The organism is Halonotius aquaticus (genome assembly GCF_003605575.1).
GTDB lineage: Archaea > Halobacteriota > Halobacteria > Halobacteriales > Haloferacaceae > Halonotius > Halonotius aquaticus.
In genome coordinates, this window is sequence record NZ_QKNY01000001.1 from 121,486 (window position 1) to 144,226 (window position 22,741).

Here is a 22,741-nt window from a genome sequence, read left to right on the forward strand (position 1 = left end):
GCGTAGGCTCGACAGCATGACCCGTATTCTTTAGTCGTCGCCCCCGAGACTCGCAGGCGAATGGCGTTCGAATCGATCCCCGGTGTCGGCGAGAAGACCGCCGACGCCTTAGCCGAGCTTGACGATCCCGAAACCGCGTTACAGCAGGGTGACGTGCTAACGCTGATGGACGCGCCGGGCATCAGCGAGGGGCGGGCGGCTGCCATCGCCCGCGGGGCGATCCGGCAGCGACACGACGATCCCGGCGGGCTGTTGGCGACCGACCAAGCCCGCGAGTTGTACGACTCGGTTCTCGAACTCCTCCAAGAGCGTGCGGTCACCACCTACGCAAAAAAGCGGCTGGAAACGCTGTATCCCGCAACCCAAGGCTCCCGCATCGAGGAGGTGAGAGCCACGGTCGACAACGCCCTCACACGAGAGCCGACACCCGAGCTTCGGGCGGCACTGGCCGATGTTGCCCCCCTCGATACACCGTCCGGGCTCCGCGTCCGCGAACGATGTTTAGCAACGACTGACGCCGAACGCTACGCCGCCGCCCGCGAGGCGATCCCCGAACTCTCCGCGGAGGTCGTCGACGACGGCCACGACATCGAGGAGCTGGCCCGATCGTATTCAACGGTGATCGTCCTGGATGAGGCCTTCGCCGGCGGTGATTTCAGCGGCGATGTGCGGGTACAGCCGGATGCCTTGGAGTCGCCGGAGGATGTCGTCCCCGAACGACTGTTGGCCTTCTTTGCCGAGAACCGCGAGACGCTGCTGGCGGCTGTTCGTGTCCACGAGGCAAGCGAGTTGGAGCCGCCGCTCGATTGTGACGCGCTGACCGAGAGCCTCTCGCGGGTCGACGAGGACGGCACCATCGTCGGCGACGAGGAACTGGAGCGGTTGGCCACCGCTGTCGACGATCTCGACGCTGCCGTTGGAACGGCCGAATCCGTCGCCAACGACCATCTCAGAGCAGCGATCAAGGAACGCGACGTGACCATCGAAGGGCAGGATTTCCTCTCCCTGGTCGAACAGGGGGCTCGCGTCGACTCCCTGCTGGCCCGTGAGCTTGATGACGCCTTTGACGCCGCCCTGCAGAAAGCCCACGACCACCTCACCGAAAGCCTCGCGCTCACCGACCACGAGGCCGAGCTGGCCGAGCATATCTTCGGTGGCGAGCCGACCTTTCCTGTCTCCCGGCGCGACGACGCCGTCTCGCGGCTCAACACCGAGCTAACAAGTGCCCGCGACCGCCGGTCGACCAAACTGAAAGCTGACCTTGCCGACGACCTCGCAGCGCTCAAAACACCGGCCGAGGAGTTGGTTCGCAACGCGCTCGAACTCGATGTCGAGTTGGCGATCGCCGCCTTCGCCCGCGACTTCGACTGTACGATGCCGGAGTTCGTCGGCGACGCTGTTGACGAAGACGTTGCCGACGATGGTGCTGATGACGATGGTGATACCGATAGTTCTGAGGACGCCGCGTCCACGCCGGGGTTCGTCATCGAGGGCGGGCGGTCACCCATCCTTGATGTTGACTTCGAGGCTGTCGAGCCGGTCGACTACAGCGTCGAGGGGGTGACACTGTTGTCGGGTGTCAACTCCGGCGGAAAGACCTCCTTGCTTGATCTGGTTGGGCTGATCGTTATCGCCGCCCAGATGGGACTGCCGGTGCCGGCTGAGGCGGTTCAGCTGTCACGATTCTCTGAGCTGCATTACTACGCCAAATCACAGGGTACCCTCGACGCCGGGGCCTTCGAGAGCACACTCCAGGATTTCGGCGACCTCGTCGCCGGTGCGGACGGTCGGCTCGTCCTCGTCGACGAGTTGGAAAGTATCACCGAGCCGGGCGCGAGCGCGAAGCTCATCGCCGGCATCCTCGAAGCCCTCGACCGACAGGAGACCGCCGCGGTCTTCGTCTCCCATCTGGCTCGTGAGATCCGCGAGGCCGCCGCCATCGACGTTGCTGTCGACGGGATCGAAGCCGTCGGGCTCGTTGACGGCGAACTGGAGGTAAATCGCTCGCCCGTGAAGGAACATCTCGCGCGGTCAACACCGGAGCTCATTGTCGAGAAGCTGGCTGCCGACGAAGACGGCGACTTCTATGACTCGTTGTTGGCAAAATTTTGATCGAGAGCGAGGATATCGTCCCCGATCGAGTGATCCTTGCCACTGGAGTCACCACTTGCTTGTATGGAAACGGTCACCACAGCAGACGACACCGAGATCGCCTTCGAACACTACGGTGATGGCCCACCACTGATCGCCCTGCATGGGAGTGCCGCCACCGGCGAAAGTCTCCAGCCGATCGTCTCTCAACTCGCTGCCGACTACACTGTCATCGTCCCAAATCGCCGCGGTCGCGGGGCCAGCGGCGACGGCGACGAGTACAGTCTTGATCGGGAGGTCGCCGATCTACAAGCTCTCGTCGACGCCGTCGACAGCGACCCGGTGGTGGTGGCCCACTCCTTCGGTGGGTTGGTCGCGCTGGCGGCCGCACCAACGCTGGATATCAGTCGACTCGTCCTGTATGAGCCGGCGGTCACAGTCGGCGATGGAGCCGAGACGCCGCTGAGCGCGCAGGTTCAGTCGCTGGTCGACGAGGGAACCAAAGCCGAGGCGATGCAACTGTTCTTCGAGGCCGGCAGCGGCATCCCTGACGTGACGGCGATGCCGTGGTGGCCCGAGCAGATCAACATGGACTGGATCGATACGGTGATTCGGGAACTGGAGGCCGTGGAAGCCTTTGAGCTGCCGCCACTCGATTTCGAGACCCCGACGCTGCTGCTGACTGGTGAGCATGGCCCACAACATCTCGCGGAGGGAGCCCGTGCCGTCGCCGACGCCCACCAGGGGAGTCGCCTCATCGAAATCGAGGATGTCGGTCATCTTGGCCTGCTGTCGGAACCGGAACATGTGGCGGAGTTAGTGACGACGTTCGTTGACGATCCTGCTGCTGTCGGGCAATAGCGGCCGCGTGACTTTTTCGCAGGTGGCCGTCCTCGACAGCTATTGACTGTTTTGTAGTGGTCAGCTCTACGTCGACACCCCCAATTATACGGGAAAATATTACGTGAGACACGGTCGTACTACTATTCATGGGAACAACAGCCGACGAGCGGGGACGGATCTACCTCCCAAAAGATGTGCGGGATCGCTACGGGGATCGCTACCGGATCGTCGAACTTCCGACCCACGTCGTGTTGTTACCGGTCGATGACGACCCGATCGAAGGGCTTCGAGATGCCGTCGGCGATGCGTTCGCGGACATCGACCACGATGATATTGAGGGAGAAGCGATTGCGACGGCGACGGCCGAAATAACCGCCGAGATCAACGACCGCGACCGCCAGTCATCAGAGTAGCAGCATGTATGTCGAAACCGACTTTCTGCTCAGTCTTGCGAAACAAGACGACTGGCTGCAGGACGCCGCACACGACGCACTGGAAGAGTACGAGGGGATTCATACGTCGATCACTGCCTACACCGAATTTCTTATGCTCGCATACGATGAGGAGGCTGCCGACTACACCGTCGATGTCGGTCGTGTGGTCGCCGACCTCGTTGAGTTAGTTCCTGTCAGACCGCAAGAACACGAAGAAGCGGTACTCACTGCCGCCGTACTGGCCGCTGAGCAGGAGTTTACGCCGTTCGACGCGATCCATGCCGGGATTGCGATTGTCACCGACGAATCAGTGCTATCCACTGAGCAGGATTACGATACCATCGAACTCGATCGAATTCCGCTCAACGAACTTGGTTCGTAATCGGATGACAGAATCCGGAGTGATGCCGACGCAGCAATGTATTTCCTCGATTCAGCCGACTGCCGAACGATTGTGTCAACTACCTCAGTAATGCCACGGGAAGTCATCGAAATCCGGCTCCCGACCCTCTAAGAACGCATCTCGTCCCTCCTTCGCTTCGTCGGTCATGTAGGCCAGCCGCGTCGCCTCGCCGGCGAAGACCTGCTGGCCCATCATCCCGTCGTCGGTCGCGTTGAACGCAAATTTCAACATGCGCATCGCCGTTGGGCTCTTCGCTGTCATCTCCGCGGCCCACTCCAGCGCCACGTCCTCCAGTTCCTCATGGGCGATCGCTTCGTTGACCATCCCCATGTCGGCGGCTTCCTCGGCACTGTAGGTTTTGCCACGGAAAAACACCTCTCTGGCTTTCTTTTGGCCGATCTGTTTGGCGAGATACGCCGAGCCGAAGCCGCCATCAAAGGAGGCCACATCAGGGTCAGTCTGGAGGAATTTGGCGTGCTCGTCGCTGGCGAGTGTGAGATCACAGATTACGTGCAGTGAATGGCCGCCGCCGACCGCCCAGCCCGGCACCACCGCGACGACGGGTTTCGGCATCGTGCGGATGAGCCGCTGCACCTCCAAGATGTGGAGTCGACCCGCCTTGGCCTGTTGGACGGCTGGATCATCGTCCGCACCCGCCTCATCGTCGTCGCGGTACTCATAGCCAGAGCCACCCCGCACCGACTGGTCGCCGCCGGAGCAGAACGCCCAGCCGCCATCCTCTGCGGGGCCGTTGCCGGTCAGCAACACACAGCCGATGTCGGCCTGTTTCCGGGCGTGATCAAGGGCGGTGTAGAGTTCGTCGACTGTGCCGGGCCGGAAGGCGTTGCGCACCTCGGGGCGGTCGAAGGCGATCCGCACCGCCGGCACGTCGCTGCCGCGGTGGTAGGTGATATCGTCGAACGTGAAGTCGGCGACCGCTTCCCAGCGGTCAGGATCGAAGAGAGCCGAAACCATACTCACAGATGCGGCGGCGACGACAAAAAGCCAGCCGATCGGTCAGGGGGCCTCAGTCACGTCCGGCTCGTCGCCGCTGAGATCACGAACGAATGCGAGGACGCGCTCCTGCCCGCCGATCGTCGTGCGTTCAAGGACGACTTCGACCGGGAACGTCTCGCCGTCGCTGGTCTGGTCGCGCCACGTGAACCGTTGGGGCTCGCCATCGGCGGCCTCCTGAATCTTGTTGCGACCAGTCGCGGCCTCGTATGGTGGTTCGCCAGCGGAAAAATCACCGACGGTCATCCCGATGACCTCCTCGCGGTCATAGCCGAGCCGCTCACAGAAGTGACGGTTGGCGTCGACGATTGCACCGGTCTCGGGATCGTGGACGACCAAGCCGGCGGGCACCTTTTCGAAGATCTCCCGGTAGTCGCGTTCGGCGCGTCTTCGAGCGACCGCCTGCTCGATCCGCCGGACAAGGAGTTCGTACTGTTCGGTCGTGGCGTCCTTCTGGATGTAGTCAGTCACGCCGGCTGAGATGGCGTCGCTGGCGACCGCCTCGCTGCCCTTGCTCGTATACAGGATAAACGGAAGGTTGGGATACTCCGCCCGGAGGTCGGTGAGGAACTCGATCCCGTTGCGGCCGGGCATCTGGTAATCGGAGACGACACAGTCAGGCCGGTCGGCCGCGATCCGATCGAAGGCTGCGTTGGCGTCGGCAACGGTCTCGACGGTGATCGAAGCAGCCTCGCGTTCAAGCCCCCGCCGTGTCAACGCCGCAAACTGGCTGTCGTCTTCGACGTGGAGCACGGTAATCGGGGCCAGCATGAACTATCAGGGTATTGCTACCTGCCGTTATAAAAATCGATCTTCTCAGAATGATCGTGTGTAACGAGTACAGCGGCGAGAAAAAACTAAAATACCGGTGGTGACCCGCTACGGTGACTGTCGTCGACCACCGTTGTCGCTGTCGGTCTCATGATGATCGTCCATTGATGCTGTCTCGGGCTGTAATCGACGCCCACACCGCCGGCAGTATCGATCGGTGTCGGCGACAGCCGTGCCACAGCGAGGGCAGTTGTCACCATCCTCGTCAGCCGTTGATTGGCGAAGCCGGGTTGCCTGCCACGGAATCAGGACGAATCCGACCAACACGGCCAGCACAGTGATCCACCGGCCGGCGACAGTCACCGGGATGATATCACCAAAGCCGACCGTCGAGACGGCGATGACGGTGTAGTAGAAGGCGTCACCAAAGTTCGAGATCGCAGGGTTGACGCCGCCCTCGACCGCGTAGATGAACCCGGTCGACAGAAAGAAGATCAGAAAGATCGTCACCGAGAGCTCCAGCCGGCGGACGGCCCGGATCGAGAGCCGGCGGCCGAGCAGCTGCTGTTCGTCGATCAACAGCCGCAGAAATCGAAAGATGCGGAGCGTATGCAACCCCCGAAGAAAGCCGATCCCGATGCCTTGGGTCACCAAGACAGGCACCACTGCAAGCAGATCAAGCACGGTGTAGGGGTTGGTCAGCTCCGTCCAGGGATCGTCGGCTGCCCGAATTCGGATGCCGTACTCCCCGAGAAAGACAACGGCGAGGCCGACCTCGGTGGTGCGGATCGCCGCAAGCCACGCCACCGGCAGATCGTACGTTGAGGCGATATACAGCAGCACAAACACGGTGTTCAGCGCGTAGAGGGCGGCGTTGGTCGCCCGCCCAGCCGGGGTTGTGCGATCCCGAAGCAGGAAGGCGATCCGATCGATTGGGGCCACCAGCAGCGACACGAGTGTGGTATCTCTCTGTGGCTACCTGACTGTTGGGGCACGACTAGCCTGTTCACAGCCCGAGATACACCTCACCCGGAACCGATGCTGCCGTCAGTGGCGGCTTACTCGTGGACGACCGGGACGCGAAAGATGAATGTACTCCCGTGGGCCGTGCTTTGTGTCAACTCAACTGTGCCACCGAGAGCGGTGATCCCCCAGTAGATCAGCCACAACCCGATCCCACTCGCGTGGCGAAGCGGCGTTTCCTGATTGGCTACGATGACATCCCACTCCTCGTTTGGGATTCCGGGCCCGTTGTCGGCGAGTTCGATACTGATCTCATCGCCGCCATCGGGCCGGTCGATCGTGATGTCGATCTGTGGGTTGTCGGTATCGTTATGCGCAACCGCGTTCTCGATGGCTTCCTTGATCGCCAACTTGAGCAACGCACCGTTTTTCATCCCAACCCTCTCGTCGGCAGTGACGCTGAGATCGACTGTGAGTTCCGGATACTCGCGCTGACAGGCATCGATGTATTCGGTTACCGTGGCGAGGTCGACAACATGGCGGTTATCCCGGTTGTCGATGAGCTCGCGGAGATGACTCGTTTTTTCGCTCAGTTGCTTGAGGGCCTCCGTGCGCTCGGTGATCGATTCCGCCGCGGCAACAGTCGTTGGTGTGTCGACGTTGTCTTCCAATATGTCGGCGTAGCCGTCGATAACGTTGATCGAGGTGCGGAGGTTATGCCGGAGCACGCGATTGATCACGTCAAACAGCTGCTCGGCGAACTCCGTCTCGGAGATATCACGCTCGATGGCGACAAAATGAGTGATCTCCCCGTACTCGTTTTCGATCGGAACGATCGTCTGTTTCACCTGATAGAGCTCCCCGGATTTCGCCCGGTTCGTGAGCTCACTTGTCCACACCTCGCCGGCCGTGATCGTTTCCCAGAGCTGCTTGTAGAACCCCTCGCCCTGCTGGTCGGATTTGAGCAGCCGTGGATTCTGCCCGATCGCCTCCTCGGCGGTGTACCCTGTTGTCCGCTCGAAGGCCGGATTGACGTACTGAATGCTCCCCTCACGATCAGTGATAAACATGGCATACGGGGCAGCATCGGCGTGTTTTTCGAAGATGCTCTTTTCGCGTTGGTACAGCTTCATCTCCGAGACATCCTCTTGATAGCCGAGGAAGTGTGTCACCGTGCCGTCTGTCCCAGTGATCGGCGTAATCGTGACACGGTTCCAAAACATCGAGCCGTCGGCCCGGTAGTTCCGAAGGACGACGCTCACGGATTCCTCGGCATCGATGGCAGCCCGCAGCTTCGCGACCGGTTCCTCCCGGGTGTTCTCTCCCTGCAAAAACCGGCAGTTCTGGCCGAGGGCTTCCTCCACAGCGTAGCCGGTCAACTCGGCGAACTCCTCGCTCACGTAGACAAGCGGCTCGTCGGTCTTTCTCGCATCCGCGATTGTGATCCCAACCGGCGCAGCATCTATCGCCTGCTCGATAAGCGGCTCCGCGGCGAGTTGTTGGGAGATATCGAGCAGCGTGCTCTGGAGCATGGTCGTCTCGTTCCACTCGACGGGCGATGTCACAATGACGATCCGGGCGGGCGATCCATGCAATGGCTTGAGTTCGACGACCATCCCCAACGCGTCAGCGTCGTCGGCTGTGAGTCGATGAAACTGCTCGGCGAGCGTCTCGTGGTAGCGCTCACAGACGAAGGAGAGTAGCTGCTCTCCGATGACCTCATCCGGAGATTCGCTGCCAAGCAACGAGAGACAGGTGTCGTTGGCGTACACGACCGCGCCGTCATCGTGAACGACAAACGGATCTTTCTGGGCAGGGATCGTATCGTCGGTAGCCGTTGGCGGTGTCATCGTAAGCGTGTCTCAAATAGTCAACTTAGCGCGCTGCCTCGGCGTCATCCGGCGATTCGACGAGACTGCTGTCGCCTTGCGCGCGGAGCATCGCCTCCTGGAAAACCTCGCCACTGTCGCGGTTGGCCGCGGTGACACGGTGGTCGACCGTCCAGCCGTCATCCGCGTAGACGGCAACGATGGCGGCGGCTTCTGTCTGGACTAACACCCGTTCGGACACCTCCCGGCCACCGTGGGCTTCGGCTGTGATCGGAATGGCCGTCAGGATCGCATCATGCCGCTCCAGATCAGCCAACGCGGTAGTTGGCACCGGGCTGTCGGGGAAGGTATCGAGCACCGCTCCCTCATCGAGCATAGTTGGAGTGTATTGATGGGTAGAACTCAAATCCTGTGGATCCTATCGATGCCTGTGGCCGGCTGCTGCGTACTACTGCTCTACCGCTGATGGCGGGTCAACGGTGGTGTCGATCTCGATTTCATCGGCAACCGCTGCCAACAGATCACCTTTCACCTCGGCGGTTCGGGTTTCGATTGTCGCAACAAGCTCCGGAGCAAACTCCTCACGGACGCGGGTAAGTCGCTTGGATTCTGTCGCGATCCGGTCGCGAAGATACTGCGCACCGCGGCCGGTTTCATCGTCATCCGGGGCGGGTGTCAGCTTGTTGGCGATGAGGCCACGAACCGACAGATCGCTTGCTTCGAGATCACTGATCGCCCGCGCTGTTTCGTTGAGTGAGAGTTCATCAGGGTTGAAGACGAGGAAGAACGCTGCATCTGACCGGAGGGTCTCGCCGGCAAACTCGAAGAAAGATTTCCGCTCCTGTAGCTGCGCTAACACCGGATCACCCTCCATGACGCGTCGCGGCTCGTTGTTCCCGACGGCTGCTTTCTCAAACAGATCGATGCTGACTTTCCGTTTCTGCATCAGCCGGTCGATCCAGTCTTCCAGCAACTCCGGCAACCCGAGCAGCCGAAGTGTGCTCCCAGTTGGGGACGTATCGAAGACAACGTGGTCATACGGCTCGGCATTCCGCATCACCTCGACGAACCGATCGAACAGTGCTGCCTCGTAGGCTCCTGGTGTCCCATGAGCCATCTCTAGTTGGCGGTTGATCTCCGAGACCATCGCCGTTGATACCTGTTCGGACAGCTGTTGTCGCAGCTCGTTGAGATGGCGAGTGACCTCGTCGTCCGGATCGATCTGCATCGCCCAGAGATTCTTGACGCCGTCGACCGGGGTGGCCTCATCGCCGAACGATTGATCGAACACGTCGCCGACCGAGTGTGCTGGGTCGGTTGAAACCACCAGCGTGTCGTGGCCGTCACGGGCACACTTGAGCGCGTAGCTGCTGGAGACCGTCGTCTTGCCGACCCCACCTTTGCCGCCGAAGAAGACAAACGGTTCCATCAGAAGTGATACTGCTGTCCCTTCCGTTCGACATACGAGTCACGATCCCATAGCCGCCGTTCCCACCCCTCAAACTCAGATTCAAGATACGGGAGCAGCTCGGCGGTGTAGTATGACACTGGCGACGGGATGCCGAAGGCATCGGGGAAACACGCAAGCATGAATGCGTCTTCCGTGTCTTCGGCCTCCTTTTCGACCTTTTCATATGCCGGATGGGTGATCATCCCGTGGTAGAGCCCGCGAAGCCACTGCTTCAGCGTCGTCCGAAATCGATCGATCTGTTCAGCGAGTCGCATACCGACTATCATGACAAACAACAATTAAAATCTGATGCGGATTCACCACCGCTTGAACACACCACCGTGCACGGAACACGCAGTTCTGGGTGAGAGTTAACGGGATCGGCCTGCTACGACGCGGCATGAACGATGTGATTCCGGTGACACTCCTTTCTGGAAGTCTTGGCGCAGGGAAGACAACATTGGTGAATCACCTGCTGTCGACAGCCGACGACACTGAGCTTGCGGTGTTGGTCAACGATATGGGAACGGTCAACGTTGATGCCGAACTCGTCGCCGACGGCTCAGAACTCGATATTGACGACGGTGTCGCGGAGCTGTCGAACGGCTGTATCTGCTGTGAGCTACAGGATGATCTTGAAACCGCAGTCGTCAGACTAGCCCGGGATCGATCATTTGATCACCTCGTGGTGGAGCCATCGGGCATCTCCGAGCCAGCCCCGATCGCGCAGTTGTTCACGACCGAATCACGCGTCGCCGCCCTGTACGATGTTGACGCCATTGTCACCGTCCTCGACACCCCACTGTTTCTCGATCAGTTCAGCGACACCACGGTGCCGGAACGCCGAGGCACCGACGCCGATCGACCACTATCGGATCTGCTGGTCGAGCAAGTGGAGCTATCGAATGTCGTCCTGTTGAATAAGGCCGATCAGTGTACCGACGACGAGTTGACCGAAGCCCGATCGCTGGTTGGGGGGCTCCAGCCCACTGCCACGCAGATCGAAACCACGTTTTCGGCCGTTGCGCCCGATCGACTGCTCGGAATCGATCGCTTTGCTGCCACCGCCATCGATTCACTACCAGGGTGGCAGCGAGCACTGTCCGAAGAAGAAGCCGAACATACCCACGATCATCACACCGAAAACCACGACGAGCACACCCATCCCGACGAAGTATACGGCGTTTCGTCGACGACCGTCTGTCGCCACCAGCCGGTGTCCCCGGATCAGTTTGCGACATTTCTCCGTGAGTTGCCGACAGGCGTGATTCGAGCGAAAGGAACCGTCTGGCTAGCCGGTAGCGACACCCGGATCACGATCAGCCAAGCGGGGCCATCGATCACAGCGACCGCACAGGGGCCGTGGATCGCCAGCCTCCCAGCCGTTGACCGTGAGATGTACCGATCAAACCGCCCCGACTTACCGTGGCACGATGAGCACGGCGACCGCCGCACAGAACTCGTTTTCATCGGCACCGACTACGACGAGACAGCCATTGAGACAGAGCTAACCAACACATTCGTTGACGCAGCGGCAGCTGTGCCCCCGGAGACGCACCCGTTTCCGACCGAGGAAGGCGAGGAGACTGTTCTCAGAGCACCCTGATCAGCAGGCACAGTCGCGCCCGGTGGCTCGCTCAAACCGCATCTCCGCGCCACAGTCCGGACACACCGGCTCGCCGTCTACCTCGACATCCCGGATGCGATTGGCACAGTCATCACACCAGTAGGCTCCAGTGGAACCATCGTCCGGACGATCGGTGGGAGACGGCGAGGAAAGCGCGTCAGTTAGCGACTCAATGAGTCCCATGGCGGTTGTGATCATAGCCACGGATACAATGATACCGGTGCTGTGTAGGATCGCTGCACAACCGGTGAGTGGCCCAGACTGCCGTGATCAGACGGTCAGCGGGATCGCAAGCCCGACGAACACGACCGCAAGGATGACCATCAACTGGAAGAGTCGTTCGGCGCGCAACCCGACCGACAGCGCGCGGTCAACAGCCGGCTGTGCCGTCCAGATGTGTCGGTAGTAGGCGACGGCGGCGGCCACAGCGGTCAGCCCGATCGAGGCTGATAGCGCGACCGACAACGGGGCGCCAAGGGCCTGCCCGTACAACGGCCCAAACGAGAGCAACATGAGGGCCGCAAGCCCGGAGACGACGACAAATGGAACCGGATCAACGGCGACGCCGTCACGATTAGAGAGGTGCATACCCCCTGTAGGGGCGGCGGCATCAAAAACTAAGTGTCAAACGAAAAATGATGTGATATGAGTGCTGATGACGGTGGGTTTGGCGAGGGGATCGCGACATCCGATGGCGATCCGCGTGTGCTCCTTGGGCTGAACGCTGTGTTGTCGACGCTGCTCGGCTGGACGCTCATCGGCGGTCTCTCGTTTCTTGACGTGGTGGCATTTTCGATCATCAACGTCGCAACGGCAGCGATCCTTGTATTCACGCTCACCTATGCGGTGACGATGGCGTAGGTAACACCCGTTACCGATTGTAGGTCAACTGTTGGGCGAGTTCATTGAGCCGAGTCGTCACCCGTCCGAGCCGCGCCCCGGGAGCAACCCGGCTGAGGGCGGTCTCGGAGATCTCGATCTGATCACCGGTGAGTGGGTCTCGATCCGCGTTCGACTCGTCGTCGGCAACGGCGTCGACAACGGTCGACATCGAACACCGACCACAGGCTTCAGTTTGTTTATCACTCATTAGTGATGGTGTAGGCTTTACGATACTTAAATCTCCCCGCCGGGTTTTTGTATGTACTTGCTGTGTGCATAGCTGTGAGCAGAGAGGCTGAGGAGGTACCAGCAGCGATCCGTGAGGCCGTCCCCGAGTGGGACGACGAGTATTTTTCGTCGGTTGCCGGGCGACTGTTATATAACTACGATCTCGAAAAGGACTATCAGGCGGCCGGCCGGCAATGGCAACTATACGGAGAGTTTCGTGCCAAAACCCAAAAGCAGTTTTTCCATCCGGCATTGAGCTATGCCGATCATGAGACCGAAGAGCACCTGTTTGTCCAGCGGATCGATCGGCCAACCGTTGAGACGTTGCAGACGTTCGTTGATGAGGGCCATGATCTTGCTGATGCCTGGATCGAACCGAATGAGGAACATTACGGCACCGACCTCACGTTCGTCGTCGTCGCTGAGACCATCCCGGATGCAGTCGCCGACTACGTGTCGGACTTCCGCGATCGAACACTACTGAAGTTTGGCTACTACGGTCACTACGAAGTGAATCTCGTTGTTGTGGCTCCTGATGCCGAGAACTGTGTCGCCAGCCAGACAGCCGATGCCGCGGCAGCCTTCCGGCTCTGGGACCATGTCCCGGACTCGGATGAGGGCTTGCTCTCACAGGTTGCAAAGCGGTTCTGGCGATAGCACCGCGACCGACGCGAATCCACACCTCTGACTCCAGGGATCACGCCATTTCACGAAAAATAGCGGAGAGGAAGCTAGTCGTCGCTCGGATTCATCGCGGCACGGTCGGTTCCGGATCGAACCTCGCGGATGTTCTGGTAGCCGATACGCACTAACGACAACGCGAGGGTAATCAACACCAGCCCGAGGATGGCTTGCACCGCCGAGGAGGCAAGTGCTTCTGCCGCAAGTGGCTCTGCAAGCGCGCCGGTGAAATGAAGATAGAGGTTGCTGTACAGGTTCTCGTAGAACACCAACCATGCCAGTCCAAGCACCGTGATGGTCACCATCAACGCCATCGGAACACCGGTGGTGGCGAGCTGCTTCGTCGCATCCCAGTTGGCGATCCAAACGGTTCCTGTGAGCAAGGCGAGAGCGGCCAACAGCTGGTTGGCACCACCGAACAGGGCCCACAGCGTCACCCATTGGCCGGACACGACGAGCAGGTAGGCTGGAATGGTTTGTACCAGCGGATTGGTGTAACGGCCACGGGCAATTGAGCCGATTTTGTCGAGCAGAGTGTCTTCCTGCATCGGATTGAGCCCTGTGTCAGTCTGACCGGCTGGGAGCCCCACAATCTCTTCCATCATGTAGCGGCCGAGTCGAACCGCGGTGTCCGTTGAGGTCAACAGGAAGCTAACGAGGACGAGTGCCATAAACACGGCACCAACCGTTTCAGGGATACCGAGACTCGTGAGGATGATCCCACCACCGGAGGCGAAGTTCGGGAGTGCAGCACCGATCCCGCCGGCGGGATCTGCGAAGCCCCACACGGCGAGTGCTGACAGAGCAACCGATGCGAGCAGCCCCTCTCCGAGCATCCCGCCGTAGCCGATCAGTCGGGCGTCGGTCTCTTTGTTCAGCTGCTTGGCTGTCGTCCCCGAGGAAACCAGCGAGTGGAAGCCGCTGATCGTCCCACAGGCGATCGTGATAAACAGCAGCGGGAACAGCGGTAAGAACACGCCTTCAACGCCCCAGAAGCCGTTGAACGCCCCAAGCGAGGAGTCGATCACGAGCGGCTCGGTTGCCGTCCCCAGCAGCGTCCCGACGATGATCGCAATGACCGCACCGCCGACACCTGCGTACAGCAGGAATGAGGAGAGATAATCCCGGGGCTGGAGCAGCATCCAGACCGGCAGTGCGCTGGCAATGGCGGCGTACACCATCACAACTGGGATCCATGCTGCCGTGTTGGCACCGAGTGCTGCCGCGCCAGGCACCCACTGACCGGCACCGCCCAACAGGACGATGACACTGAGTTCTGCCGTCCGTTCGGCAGTCGGCTCAAACAGGGCGATCGGGTACTCTATCCCAACCCGGACGGCAGCAAACACACCCGCAACGAAGACAACGGTGCCAGGGATAAATGGGCCATCAAACTGGTACAGATAGAGTCCAAACAGGAGTGCTAACGCGATGTAGACGGTGGACGCTGTCGAAACCTCTGGATACGCGTTAAACACGATGCCAACGACGAGCGCAAACACCGCCACCACGAGGATGATCGTCAGGAAGGCGAACCACAGCAACATCTGTTTGCCACGGCCACCGACATATTCGCCGATAATGTATCCGATCGACTTCCCTTCGTGGCGGAGCGATCCCGACAGCGAAATGAAGTCATGAACGGCCCCCATCAACGGGTTCCCGATCGCAATCCACAGCAGCGCGGGTACCCAGCCCCACACTGCGCCGGCCGTAATCGGGCCAACGATGGGAGCTCCCCCAGCGATACTTGAGAAGTGATGCCCAAGCAACACCGGCTTTTTTGAGGGGACATACTCCTGTCCATCCTCATACTTGTGTGCCGGTGTTTCCGCGTCCTCGTCCAGTTCAACGAACTGTGACAGGTACCGTGAGTAGCCGAGATATCCCACGGTGAACGTTACCAATGCTGCAACGATGATCCAGATCACCTGTGTCATTCGGTAACACCATTACTGTGAACAGTTTATCATTACTTAGTCCTTACCCAACTTTAATGAACTAATATGTCTTCATCCGGGCTGACATCCCGATTTTTACTGATATTTCAGATTCCATCGACACAATCACCAACTACCACCTGCCACCTAACAGACCCAACAGCGAAAATCAGTTGCTGCGCGCTGCTCGGCGTTGCCGTTAGTACAGCGAGAGATGGCCGGTGATATCGTCGACCTGCTCGGCATCACCGGGGCCGACGGCGACCGTCGTCGCGGTTCCTGAGTCGAGTTGTGTATGGCCGGCATCACGGATGATTGCGTTTGGAAGCCCCTTGACGCGTGCTGCCTCGGCCAACTCGAACAGCGCGTCCTCGCCGGCGACCTTGACGACGACCTTCTTTTGGCCGCCGCCTTTCCATGCTTTGCGTGTTTTCGGGTCGGTGTCCTCGTAGGCCGACAGCGACGCATGGGCAACTTGGGCGGCGAGTTTGCCCTGTCCCATCCCGAGATCGGTGCGAGCAGCGATGACCTGTTTCATACCCCGTGTTGCGATGGCGTCGGCAAGAGGCTGTGGATCGGCGACGCGAGCGATACCTGCTGGCGGATTACGTTGGTTTTTAGCCGACTGCCCGCACTCTGAGAGGCATGATCCTCTCGGATACCGATCTCCTCGAACGCTTAGGCGAGGGCGACCTCGTCGTCGACCCCATCGACGACCTCGACACCCAAGTCCAACCGGCGAGCATCGATATGCGGCTCGGTTCGGAATTCCTTGAATTCCAGCGCACCAACATTCCTTGTATCCACCCCGACCACGCCGATGAGGTCGACGAGTACGTCCGGGAAACCTACGTCGAAGAGGGCGAGGAGTTCATCCTTCACCCGGGTGATTTCGTCCTTGGCACAACGAAAGAACGCGTCGAGATTCCCTCCGACCTCGTTGCCACCGTTGAAGGCCGCTCATCGCTGGGTCGGCTTGCGGTTGTGGTCCATGCAACCGCAGGCTTCGTGGATCCGGGGTACCGGGGGCAGATCACGCTTGAACTCTCGAATCTCGGGGCCGCGCCGGTCGCGCTGTCGCCGGGGATGCGCGTCTCCCAACTCGTCTTCACCGAACTCAAATCCGAATCAACGCGGCCCTATGGGGCCGAACGCGGCTCGAAGTACCAAGATCAGGATGGGCCGAAGGCCTCAAAGATTCAGGACGACCCCGAATTCGAGCTTTGAATCCCGAATGAACCACAAACCACGACACTGATATCCGTTCCCTATCCTACACCGAGTATGAAATTCATCGAGGAGGTGGTCGTCGAGGAGTTCCTGCCGACGATCCGGTCGCTGCTGGCGGAAGCCCTCCGTGACCGCGGGCTCACCCAACGGGAGGTCGCTGACGGACTGGGCATCAGCCAGTCAGCTGTCTCAAAATACGCTCACGGCGAGGTTGCCCACAACGAGGCCATTGCGGCCGACGACCGCGTCGTCGAGCTGGTCGAGCGCGTCGCCGACGGGTTGGCGACCGGCGACATGAGCCGGGTGCAGGCACTTGTCGAGATCGAGGTGCTGATTCGCCAACTTGAGGATGGCGACCTGTTGGCAGAGGTGCACGAGGACGCCATGCCGGAACTGGCGGACGCCGACATCGATTTCTCTGTTCATGATCCGGACAGCCGCATTCGACAGACTGAACAGGTACGCTCCTCCGTCCGCCGCGGGCTGCGCACGCTGACGAGCATGAGTGGGTTTGCAACGCTGATCCCAAACGTCGGCTCAAACCTCGTTGAGTGCCTGCCGGAAGCAACAACCGTCGACGACGTAGCGGGCGTTCCGGGCCGCATCTTCGACATCAAGGGCCGTGCCACCGTGCCCGCGGAACCAGAGTTCGGCGTCAGCGAGCACGCCGCCTCGGTATTGTTGGCAACTCGAAGCCACGGGGTTGACGTGTCGGCCGGTCTCAATATCGCCTACGACGCCGACCTCATCGAGGACTTCGAGGCGGCCGGCTACAGCACCGTCGAGTTTGATTCCGAGGCCAGCGAGGAGTTAGCGGCGACCATCGGCGACGCCGTCGCCGACGCCGACCTGACGGAGACATTCGTACTGTATCAGACCGGCAGCTACGGGATCGAGCCGATCTCCTACGTGCTCGGCCCTGACGCGCCGACGGTCGCAAGTGTTGTCCGCGACGTGGTGTAGTCGGCTGTCACCGTAGAAAACTGCAAAGGAGAGTGTACGTCAGGGGAACTTTTTGCGGTGAGGATCGGAACTGCGAGCGTCGACAACTGCGAGTGTTGGCGGCTTAGTCGTCGGCGGGTGTCGGCGACGCCGAGAAGTCGACGGCGGCCCCGTCCTTGCCGAGTTCGTCAAGCGCGACCGAGGCGGCGCGTTTGCCGGACAGCAGCATCGCGCCGAAGGTCGGCCCCATCCGCGGGAGGCCGTGGGTCGTCGCCGTGGCGAGGCCGGTAGCGATCACGCCGTCGTGAACCTTGCCGGTCTCTTCGACGACGACATCCTCGCTTTCGGTGACCCACATCGAGTCGTGGCCGGGGGAGTCGTGGCCGGGCGCGCCGTACTCGCCGTCCTCCGACTGATCCATGCCGGTGTTGTTCTCTTTGGCGTGTTCGATCCCCGGCGCGTCGAGGACGCCCCGCTCTTCGAGTTTGGAGACGACGACGGCCTCGTGGCCCGTCGCGTCGATGACGAGGTCGCTCTCGACGGCGATCGGGTCGACGCAGGTGAGCTCTCGGGGGAGGGCGTGCACCGGCGTCCAGTTCATGACGATGCCGGCGACGCGGTGGTTCTCGCGGACGACGATGTCCGTGAACTCGGTCATATTCTGGATTTTTGCGCCCGCGTCACAGGCGGCCTTGATCAGTGAGGAACAGGCGTGTGGGCCTTTCGCGGTATGGAGCCCATCGACTTCCTCGCTCTCTTGGTGGGGGACATCGAGTTCGTCGAGAACCTCGTCGGCGGGCTCGCGGACGGTCAGCGTGTTCATCAGGAAGCCGCCGAGCCAGAAGCCGCCGCCGAGATAGTTGTTCTTCTCGACGACCATCACCTTCACATCTTGTTCGGCGAGTTCCTTCGCGGCCATCAGTCCGGAGGGGCCGCCGCCGACGATGATCACGTCGCTTTCGGTGAAATCCATGAACTCGTCGCTGAACTCCTCGGTGATTGCGCGCGTTACCTCAGCCTCGCCGGCCTTACTGAAACCGCTGAATGTTGATTCGGACATACCACTTAGTGATATTTATTGGTGGTACAAGTCGGTTGCGGTCGTGGCCGCTGCCGACTACCTCCCGAAACCACCGTGGTTGAGCCGGTAACACTCATGTCACCCTCGCGAATGCTTTTGCCCGTTGCCCTCGTTGTACAACTACTCATGAACATGCTTGTCGACGGCGAGTGGCGAACCGATACTTTTCAGGCGACCAACGAGGAGGGGGCCTTCGAGCGACAGACGACGCCGTTCCGGGACTGGATCGCCGGCAGCGACGTCCCCGACCACATCGATGCTGAACCCGACGAGCGGTTCGAAGCCGAGGCCGGGCGCTACCACCTCTATGTTTCGTATGCCTGCCCGTGGGCCCACCGGACGCTGCTCGTTCGCGCGCTGATGGGGCTCGAAGACGCGATCGATGTGTCGGTCGTCGACCCCTACCGCGGCGACGACGGCTGGCAGTTCAGTCCTGAAAAAGCGGGTTGCACCGAGGACACCCTCTACGACAGTGACTATCTTCGAGAACTCTACGTCGAAGCCGACCCCGACGCGACCTGCCGTGTGACGGTGCCGGTGCTGTGGGACACAAAGGAAGAAACGATCGTCAACAACGAATCCCGAGAGATTATCCGCATGTTGACGACCGGATTCCAGGACGTCGCCGAGCGGGATATCGATCTCGCGCCGGAAGCAAACCGCGAGCGAATCGACGAGGTCATCACCGACATCTACGAGCCGATCAACAACGGCGTCTACAAGGCCGGTTTTGCGACCAAACAGAAACCCTACGACGCGGCCATCGACGAGCTGTTTGACGCCCTCGATCACTACGACGAGCTGCTGGCCGACCAGCGATTCCTGGCCGGCGACCAGCTCACCGAGGCCGATATCTGTATGTTTACGACGCTGATTCGCTTCGATCACGTCTACCATACGCACTTCATGTGTAACGTGCAGTACATCCACCAGTACGACAACCTCTGGCCGTATCTCCGTGATGTGTACCAGCAGCCCGGCGTCGCCGACACAGTTGATATCGACCACATCAAGGAACACTACTACACAACCCACCCCGACGTGACGCCACACGGGATCATCGCCCGCGGGCCGGATCTCGACTTCGCGGCCCCACACGACCGCGAGCGACTCAGCAGCACGGCACCGACACAGTAACCGCTGAGTGGCGGCTGTGTTCCTGGTTGCTGTCGACTGTTACATCTTCGTACCACTAATCAGCGAGATACATTGTGGAATGCAATATGATACTGACTAGTTCGAGTTGAATCTAATTCTACAGATAGAATTATTACCGTTCCGTCTAATCCACTCACATGCCGACCTGCCCCGAGTGCGACCACAGCGAGGAACCATCCGGCGCGTGGCTCACCGAGATTCTCGACGACGAGAAACGCCATCGCGGCCGTACCATCTGTCTGATCACCTGCCCGAGCTGTGAGGCTGTCCTCGGCGGCACCGATTCCGAGTGGGTCGCCGCCTACTGACGATGTCGCCGCGCGCCGTAGACTTTTCACGCGGTATCGAATACCATCGACTATGCACACCGACAGACGGGCCGGTCGTCGATGGCGACGATCTAGCATCGACCGGCGAGCCACGACAGCGAGGTGGTCGTGATGGCGACCAAGCGCGAACTCGAAGGGCAACTCGCCGTCGTCGCCGGCTTCGAGGATCCACAGGCCGCCCTTGAGCAGTATCCGACACCGCCGGCGTTGGCCGCCCACGTCATCCATCTGGCCGATCTCCACGACGACATCGAGGGTCGCACCGTCCTCGATCTGGGGGCTGGAACCGGCATGTTCACGCTTGGCGCGGCGCTCCGCGGGCCGGCTCGCGTTATCGCCGTCGAACTCGATGGCGGGCCGCTGGCGACGGCCATCGAGAACCGTCGCCGGGTGGGCACCCGAACGCCGATCCACTGGCTACAGGCCGATGCGACGCGGCTCCCACTGTCGATTCCCGAACCCGTCACGGTCGTCATGAACCCGCCGTTTGGAGCCCAAGATGGCCAAGCGGGTGCCGATCGTGGCTTTCTCGCAACAGTCGCCGATGTCGCCTCGGTGTCGTACTCAGTGCACAACGCCGGCAGCAAGGAATTCATCGAGGCCTTTGCAGCCGACAACGGTGGCGAGGTGACCCATGCGTTCAGCGCGGCGTTTGCGGTCGACAAACAGTTTGAGCATCACGACGAGGAGCGCAGCGAGATCGATACCGAAGTCTATCGGATCGAGTGGAATAACTGATTCAGCATCGTAATCAGCGCGAACGTGCCGCAGACGAGGTTCGAATCAGCCGACCTTGTTGGCGACCCGAACCGCCGTTTGGGTGCGGTTGTTGACAGCGATCAATCGACCAGCTCGCCGGCGTAGCTCAAGCCGACCCACCCGTACCGATTCGTTCTGTGCCGGGAGGTCTGCGAGTTCGTCGTCGACGCCGACGCGGAAACCAGTGTCTGTCGCATCAAGTGACACCTGCTGACCGGCAACGATCGGCTCAGCCTCGACGACGCCAGTGTTGTACAGCGGTCGGGTCTGATTGTCGTGGCTGAGCGCCACGCGATAGGTGGTGTCGCCGCCGACAGCCTGCCAGCCGGTACGGCTCGCGGTGACGGTCTCTTCCCAGGTGAGCCCGCCGAGGCGGATATCCGCCTCACCCCGATTTGCCAACTCGGATTTGCTGACCGCTGTCGACCAGATGTGGCGGTCGGTGTTGCGGACAATCACCCCCGAGGTGTTGAGCCGGGTCGACTCGCCGGCCCCCTCGATGTCGATAACGTTGAGTTGGCCGTTGGTGACGTTCTCGCCGTAGGTGAGCTCATACCCCCGCACCTCGATCGGCTCGCCTGGCAGGTCGCCGTCGGCGGCTGTCGTCGCATTGGTGGCGACGGCAGGGGCGATAAGGATGGCACTGGCAGTCACTACCAGCAACAACCCGACCTGTCGGCTCGAAATCGTCGTGAGATCGGTGACAAACGTTGTCGGGTTGTCGACCGCCACCGCAGGGAAGAGCGGGGTATCGTCGGCAACGACCGCGTAGGTGACCACCGTTGCGAGCACGAAGACAAGCCCGAGACCAACCGCCCGATAGAGCACGTAGCTGTTGTTGCCGCGATACCAGTAGACGGCCCACAGGGATCGCTCAACGGCAAACAACAGGACAGCAGCCCACAGTACCCCAGCGGAGGGCCGCTGTCGGCGCGTCACCCGTTGGTAGCCAAGTCCCAACAGGACGCCGACAAGCAGGCCGACTGCATGGCCCTGAATCGCGATCGACGCGAACCACGGCGTTGAGTACGTCGTCCCGCTGGCGGCGATCTGCTGGGGTGTTTGGATCGCATCAAGCAACCGACGCAGCACGCCTTGACTCACACTCGCCAGGACGGTGAGCACCGGTGCTTGGACGAGCGTGAACCCCGCAAAGGCGAAGACGATCATCGAAAACCCGATGATCGGGCCCAACGCGACGAGCGCGCCGAGGATCGACAACAGCACCCCCGCCGCCGGGAAGATGATCAGGGCGCGAATGACGGGGTGTGTCCACGCCGCGTGGAGTCGGGTTGTGGTTCGGCGGTTGGTGTGATGCCCCCAGAGCGCTTCCGCCACCGAGCCAAACAGCAGCGTGCCGAGTAGATTGCCGATCAGATGACTCGTGTTTGAGTGTGCAAGACCGGCTACCACCATTCCCACCGGGTCAAGATAGCTCCACGCCCGAAACGGCAGCACGATCGGGTCGGCCGCACCGAACCCGTCTTGCAGACCACCGTACACCGCGAGCAACACAGCCATCAGCACAAGCGTGCCCCACGGCACCCCAAACAGAAGGCGATCGGTGAGACGGCGATACCAGTCAGTCGGCCGACTCATCGCCGCAAGGCCGGCAAGCGCGACAGCCAACGCGACACCCAACAGCAGGCGGCCCAGCAGTGGGCCACTCGCTGCGTTGTCAAGCCCAGCAAGGGCGAGGAAGACCGGTGTGGCCGTCATCCCGCGTTATCGTTGGGTCGGTCGCGGCTGTGGCTGTCGGCGCACGTCAGATCTTGCCCTCGGCGTCGTCGGCGAGTTCCTTCATCCGCTTGCCGACACGGCCGGCATTCGAGAACTCGTCTTCGCTCATGGCTGTCGCCAAGGCGTTGCCAAGGACAAACACCGCGTGTTTGTGCTCGCTTTTCGATTTGTGAACGTGATCCGGCTCGACGTCGAGTTCGTCGTAGGGATCAAACAGGGTGCCGTCGACGGATTCCTGCTCCCGGAAGTACTCCATGATCAACACCATCTGCTCGTGTAATTCGAGCAGCTCGTCTTTGTGCATACTCTGCCTATGGACGGTTCGGATTTAAGCGTTGTTGGGAAG

The 22,741-nt window shown here is 60.8% G+C and carries 27 protein-coding genes; 12 read left to right on the forward strand and 15 right to left on the reverse strand.

Features of this window, described 5'->3' with window-relative positions; all coding sequences use genetic code 11:
* The first annotated feature begins 60 nt into the window (after positions 1–60).
* The 4 genes from DM826_RS00655 (at position 61) to DM826_RS00670 (ending at position 3,750) form a co-directional block, all read left to right on the forward strand.
* Entirely contained in the window at positions 61–2,112 is a 2,052-nt protein-coding gene (locus DM826_RS00655; RefSeq protein ID WP_120100193.1) for a helix-hairpin-helix domain-containing protein, read from the forward strand.
* A 63-nt stretch (positions 2,113–2,175) separates the two neighbouring features.
* On the forward strand, positions 2,176–2,952 hold the full coding sequence (locus DM826_RS00660; protein WP_120100195.1) for an alpha/beta fold hydrolase: 777 nt from the start codon (positions 2,176–2,178) through the stop codon (positions 2,950–2,952).
* Between the two features lie 128 nt (positions 2,953–3,080).
* Positions 3,081–3,347 (forward strand): AbrB/MazE/SpoVT family DNA-binding domain-containing protein, encoded by a 267-nt coding sequence (locus tag DM826_RS13185; protein WP_120100197.1) that lies wholly within the window; start codon positions 3,081–3,083, stop codon positions 3,345–3,347.
* Between the two features lie 4 nt (positions 3,348–3,351).
* Complete coding sequence (locus tag DM826_RS00670) at positions 3,352–3,750, forward strand: PIN domain-containing protein (protein ID WP_120100200.1); 399 nt, start codon at positions 3,352–3,354, stop codon at positions 3,748–3,750.
* Between the two features lie 84 nt (positions 3,751–3,834).
* Here DM826_RS00670 and DM826_RS00675 read toward each other — a convergent pair whose 3' ends face one another.
* The 7 genes from DM826_RS00675 to DM826_RS00705 form a co-directional block, all read right to left on the reverse strand.
* Positions 3,835–4,746 carry a 1,4-dihydroxy-2-naphthoyl-CoA synthase gene (locus DM826_RS00675; protein ID WP_120100202.1) on the reverse strand — a complete coding sequence of 304 codons (912 nt, stop codon included), beginning with the start codon at positions 4,744–4,746 and terminating at the stop codon, positions 3,835–3,837.
* Positions 4,747–4,788: 42 nt separating this feature from the next.
* A complete protein-coding gene (locus DM826_RS00680; protein ID WP_120100204.1) occupies positions 4,789–5,556 on the reverse strand; it encodes a response regulator in 768 nt (255 codons plus the stop codon).
* A 108-nt stretch (positions 5,557–5,664) separates the two neighbouring features.
* The gene (locus DM826_RS00685; RefSeq protein WP_233735633.1) at positions 5,665–6,498 is read right to left on the reverse strand and encodes an ion transporter; all 834 of its coding nucleotides are present in this window, start codon (positions 6,496–6,498) and stop codon (positions 5,665–5,667) included.
* Between the two features lie 116 nt (positions 6,499–6,614).
* Complete coding sequence (locus tag DM826_RS00690; protein ID WP_165853213.1) at positions 6,615–8,369, reverse strand: PAS domain-containing protein; 1,755 nt, start codon at positions 8,367–8,369, stop codon at positions 6,615–6,617.
* A gap of 25 nt (positions 8,370–8,394) precedes the next feature.
* The gene (locus DM826_RS00695; protein ID WP_120100208.1) at positions 8,395–8,724 is read right to left on the reverse strand and encodes a hypothetical protein; all 330 of its coding nucleotides are present in this window, start codon (positions 8,722–8,724) and stop codon (positions 8,395–8,397) included.
* Positions 8,725–8,796: 72 nt separating this feature from the next.
* Positions 8,797–9,777 carry an ArsA family ATPase gene (locus tag DM826_RS00700; RefSeq protein WP_120100210.1) on the reverse strand — a complete coding sequence of 327 codons (981 nt, stop codon included), beginning with the start codon at positions 9,775–9,777 and terminating at the stop codon, positions 8,797–8,799.
* Positions 9,777–10,073, reverse strand: a complete 297-nt coding sequence (locus tag DM826_RS00705; RefSeq protein WP_120100213.1) for a hypothetical protein — start codon at positions 10,071–10,073, stop codon at positions 9,777–9,779. The genes DM826_RS00700 and DM826_RS00705 overlap by 1 nt, the downstream gene beginning before the upstream one ends.
* Positions 10,074–10,198: 125 nt before the next feature.
* Here DM826_RS00705 and DM826_RS00710 point away from each other — a divergent pair, with 125 nt between their 5' ends.
* The gene (locus DM826_RS00710; RefSeq protein ID WP_120100215.1) at positions 10,199–11,404 is read left to right on the forward strand and encodes a CobW family GTP-binding protein; all 1,206 of its coding nucleotides are present in this window, start codon (positions 10,199–10,201) and stop codon (positions 11,402–11,404) included.
* Here the strand turns inward: DM826_RS00710 and DM826_RS00715 are convergent, their stop codons facing one another.
* Together DM826_RS00715 and DM826_RS00720 are read right to left on the reverse strand one after the other, a co-directional pair.
* A complete protein-coding gene (locus tag DM826_RS00715; protein WP_120100275.1) occupies positions 11,405–11,608 on the reverse strand; it encodes a hypothetical protein in 204 nt (67 codons plus the stop codon).
* Between the two features lie 87 nt (positions 11,609–11,695).
* Positions 11,696–12,013 (reverse strand): hypothetical protein, encoded by a 318-nt coding sequence (locus DM826_RS00720; RefSeq protein WP_120100218.1) that lies wholly within the window; start codon positions 12,011–12,013, stop codon positions 11,696–11,698.
* Between the two features lie 57 nt (positions 12,014–12,070).
* On the opposite strand from DM826_RS00720, the gene DM826_RS00725 reads away from it, so the two are divergent.
* Entirely contained in the window at positions 12,071–12,286 is a 216-nt protein-coding gene (locus tag DM826_RS00725) for a hypothetical protein (protein WP_120100220.1), read from the forward strand.
* Between the two features lie 10 nt (positions 12,287–12,296).
* Here the strand turns inward: DM826_RS00725 and DM826_RS00730 are convergent, their stop codons facing one another.
* On the reverse strand, positions 12,297–12,515 hold the full coding sequence (locus DM826_RS00730) for a hypothetical protein (RefSeq protein ID WP_120100222.1): 219 nt from the start codon (positions 12,513–12,515) through the stop codon (positions 12,297–12,299).
* A 68-nt stretch (positions 12,516–12,583) separates the two neighbouring features.
* On the opposite strand from DM826_RS00730, the gene DM826_RS00735 reads away from it, so the two are divergent.
* A complete protein-coding gene (locus DM826_RS00735) occupies positions 12,584–13,192 on the forward strand; it encodes a hypothetical protein (RefSeq protein ID WP_120100277.1) in 609 nt (202 codons plus the stop codon).
* Between the two features lie 74 nt (positions 13,193–13,266).
* On the opposite strand, the gene DM826_RS00740 is transcribed toward DM826_RS00735, so the two are convergent.
* Together DM826_RS00740 and pth2 are read right to left on the reverse strand one after the other, a co-directional pair.
* Positions 13,267–15,156 (reverse strand): carbon starvation CstA family protein, encoded by a 1,890-nt coding sequence (locus DM826_RS00740; RefSeq protein WP_120100224.1) that lies wholly within the window; start codon positions 15,154–15,156, stop codon positions 13,267–13,269.
* A gap of 199 nt (positions 15,157–15,355) precedes the next feature.
* A complete protein-coding gene (gene pth2, locus DM826_RS00745; RefSeq protein ID WP_120100226.1) occupies positions 15,356–15,694 on the reverse strand; it encodes a peptidyl-tRNA hydrolase Pth2 in 339 nt (112 codons plus the stop codon).
* A 107-nt stretch (positions 15,695–15,801) separates the two neighbouring features.
* Between pth2 and dcd the strand changes: the two genes are divergently transcribed.
* Positions 15,802–16,383 carry a dCTP deaminase gene (gene dcd / locus DM826_RS00750; RefSeq protein ID WP_120100228.1) on the forward strand — a complete coding sequence of 194 codons (582 nt, stop codon included), beginning with the start codon at positions 15,802–15,804 and terminating at the stop codon, positions 16,381–16,383.
* A 57-nt stretch (positions 16,384–16,440) separates the two neighbouring features.
* Positions 16,441–17,349, forward strand: a complete 909-nt coding sequence (locus DM826_RS00755) for a thiamine-phosphate synthase family protein (RefSeq protein ID WP_120100231.1) — start codon at positions 16,441–16,443, stop codon at positions 17,347–17,349.
* Between the two features lie 103 nt (positions 17,350–17,452).
* Here the strand turns inward: DM826_RS00755 and DM826_RS00760 are convergent, their stop codons facing one another.
* Positions 17,453–18,388 carry a sulfide-dependent adenosine diphosphate thiazole synthase gene (locus tag DM826_RS00760; RefSeq protein ID WP_120100233.1) on the reverse strand — a complete coding sequence of 312 codons (936 nt, stop codon included), beginning with the start codon at positions 18,386–18,388 and terminating at the stop codon, positions 17,453–17,455.
* A gap of 147 nt (positions 18,389–18,535) precedes the next feature.
* On the opposite strand from DM826_RS00760, the gene DM826_RS00765 reads away from it, so the two are divergent.
* The 3 genes from DM826_RS00765 (at position 18,536) to DM826_RS00770 (ending at position 20,634) form a co-directional block, all read left to right on the forward strand.
* On the forward strand, positions 18,536–19,546 hold the full coding sequence (locus DM826_RS00765) for a glutathione S-transferase family protein (protein ID WP_120100236.1): 1,011 nt from the start codon (positions 18,536–18,538) through the stop codon (positions 19,544–19,546).
* A gap of 158 nt (positions 19,547–19,704) precedes the next feature.
* Entirely contained in the window at positions 19,705–19,875 is a 171-nt protein-coding gene (locus tag DM826_RS12905) for a hypothetical protein (protein ID WP_165853214.1), read from the forward strand.
* Positions 19,876–20,007: 132 nt separating this feature from the next.
* Positions 20,008–20,634: an METTL5 family protein gene (locus DM826_RS00770; protein ID WP_120100239.1), complete on the forward strand. Its 627-nt coding sequence runs from the start codon at positions 20,008–20,010 to the stop codon at positions 20,632–20,634.
* 45 nt (positions 20,635–20,679) lie between these two features.
* Here the strand turns inward: DM826_RS00770 and DM826_RS00775 are convergent, their stop codons facing one another.
* Together DM826_RS00775 and DM826_RS00780 are read right to left on the reverse strand one after the other, a co-directional pair.
* A complete protein-coding gene (locus DM826_RS00775; protein WP_120100241.1) occupies positions 20,680–22,374 on the reverse strand; it encodes a rhomboid family intramembrane serine protease in 1,695 nt (564 codons plus the stop codon).
* Positions 22,375–22,420: 46 nt separating this feature from the next.
* A complete protein-coding gene (locus DM826_RS00780) occupies positions 22,421–22,699 on the reverse strand; it encodes a UPF0058 family protein (RefSeq protein WP_120100244.1) in 279 nt (92 codons plus the stop codon).
* Positions 22,700–22,741 lie beyond the last annotated feature (42 nt).

Excerpts from the sequence above, each read along its gene's own strand:
- DM826_RS00655 (WP_120100193.1), top strand. The coding sequence starts at position 61 with ATGGCGTTCGAATCGATCCCCGGTGTCGGCGAGAAGACCGCCGACGCC.
- DM826_RS00660 (WP_120100195.1), top strand. The coding sequence starts at position 2,176 with ATGGAAACGGTCACCACAGCAGACGACACCGAGATCGCCTTCGAACAC.
- DM826_RS13185 (WP_120100197.1), top strand. The coding sequence starts at position 3,081 with ATGGGAACAACAGCCGACGAGCGGGGACGGATCTACCTCCCAAAAGAT.
- DM826_RS00670 (WP_120100200.1), top strand. The coding sequence starts at position 3,352 with ATGTATGTCGAAACCGACTTTCTGCTCAGTCTTGCGAAACAAGACGAC.
- DM826_RS00675 (WP_120100202.1), bottom strand. The coding sequence starts at position 4,746 with ATGGTTTCGGCTCTCTTCGATCCTGACCGCTGGGAAGCGGTCGCCGAC.
- DM826_RS00680 (WP_120100204.1), bottom strand. The coding sequence starts at position 5,556 with ATGCTGGCCCCGATTACCGTGCTCCACGTCGAAGACGACAGCCAGTTT.
- DM826_RS00690 (WP_165853213.1), bottom strand. The coding sequence starts at position 8,369 with ATGACACCGCCAACGGCTACCGACGATACGATCCCTGCCCAGAAAGAT.
- DM826_RS00695 (WP_120100208.1), bottom strand. The coding sequence starts at position 8,724 with ATGCTCGATGAGGGAGCGGTGCTCGATACCTTCCCCGACAGCCCGGTG.
- DM826_RS00700 (WP_120100210.1), bottom strand. The coding sequence starts at position 9,777 with ATGGAACCGTTTGTCTTCTTCGGCGGCAAAGGTGGGGTCGGCAAGACG.
- DM826_RS00705 (WP_120100213.1), bottom strand. The coding sequence starts at position 10,073 with ATGCGACTCGCTGAACAGATCGATCGATTTCGGACGACGCTGAAGCAG.
- DM826_RS00710 (WP_120100215.1), top strand. The coding sequence starts at position 10,199 with ATGAACGATGTGATTCCGGTGACACTCCTTTCTGGAAGTCTTGGCGCA.
- DM826_RS00715 (WP_120100275.1), bottom strand. The coding sequence starts at position 11,608 with ATGGGACTCATTGAGTCGCTAACTGACGCGCTTTCCTCGCCGTCTCCC.
- DM826_RS00720 (WP_120100218.1), bottom strand. The coding sequence starts at position 12,013 with ATGCACCTCTCTAATCGTGACGGCGTCGCCGTTGATCCGGTTCCATTT.
- DM826_RS00725 (WP_120100220.1), top strand. The coding sequence starts at position 12,071 with ATGAGTGCTGATGACGGTGGGTTTGGCGAGGGGATCGCGACATCCGAT.
- DM826_RS00730 (WP_120100222.1), bottom strand. The coding sequence starts at position 12,515 with ATGAGTGATAAACAAACTGAAGCCTGTGGTCGGTGTTCGATGTCGACC.
- DM826_RS00740 (WP_120100224.1), bottom strand. The coding sequence starts at position 15,156 with ATGACACAGGTGATCTGGATCATCGTTGCAGCATTGGTAACGTTCACC.
- pth2 (WP_120100226.1), bottom strand. The coding sequence starts at position 15,694 with ATGAAACAGGTCATCGCTGCTCGCACCGATCTCGGGATGGGACAGGGC.
- dcd (WP_120100228.1), top strand. The coding sequence starts at position 15,802 with ATGATCCTCTCGGATACCGATCTCCTCGAACGCTTAGGCGAGGGCGAC.
- DM826_RS00755 (WP_120100231.1), top strand. The coding sequence starts at position 16,441 with ATGAAATTCATCGAGGAGGTGGTCGTCGAGGAGTTCCTGCCGACGATC.
- DM826_RS00760 (WP_120100233.1), bottom strand. The coding sequence starts at position 18,388 with ATGTCCGAATCAACATTCAGCGGTTTCAGTAAGGCCGGCGAGGCTGAG.
- DM826_RS00765 (WP_120100236.1), top strand. The coding sequence starts at position 18,536 with ATGAACATGCTTGTCGACGGCGAGTGGCGAACCGATACTTTTCAGGCG.
- DM826_RS12905 (WP_165853214.1), top strand. The coding sequence starts at position 19,705 with ATGCCGACCTGCCCCGAGTGCGACCACAGCGAGGAACCATCCGGCGCG.
- DM826_RS00770 (WP_120100239.1), top strand. The coding sequence starts at position 20,008 with ATGGCGACCAAGCGCGAACTCGAAGGGCAACTCGCCGTCGTCGCCGGC.
- DM826_RS00775 (WP_120100241.1), bottom strand. The coding sequence starts at position 22,374 with ATGACGGCCACACCGGTCTTCCTCGCCCTTGCTGGGCTTGACAACGCA.
- DM826_RS00780 (WP_120100244.1), bottom strand. The coding sequence starts at position 22,699 with ATGCACAAAGACGAGCTGCTCGAATTACACGAGCAGATGGTGTTGATC.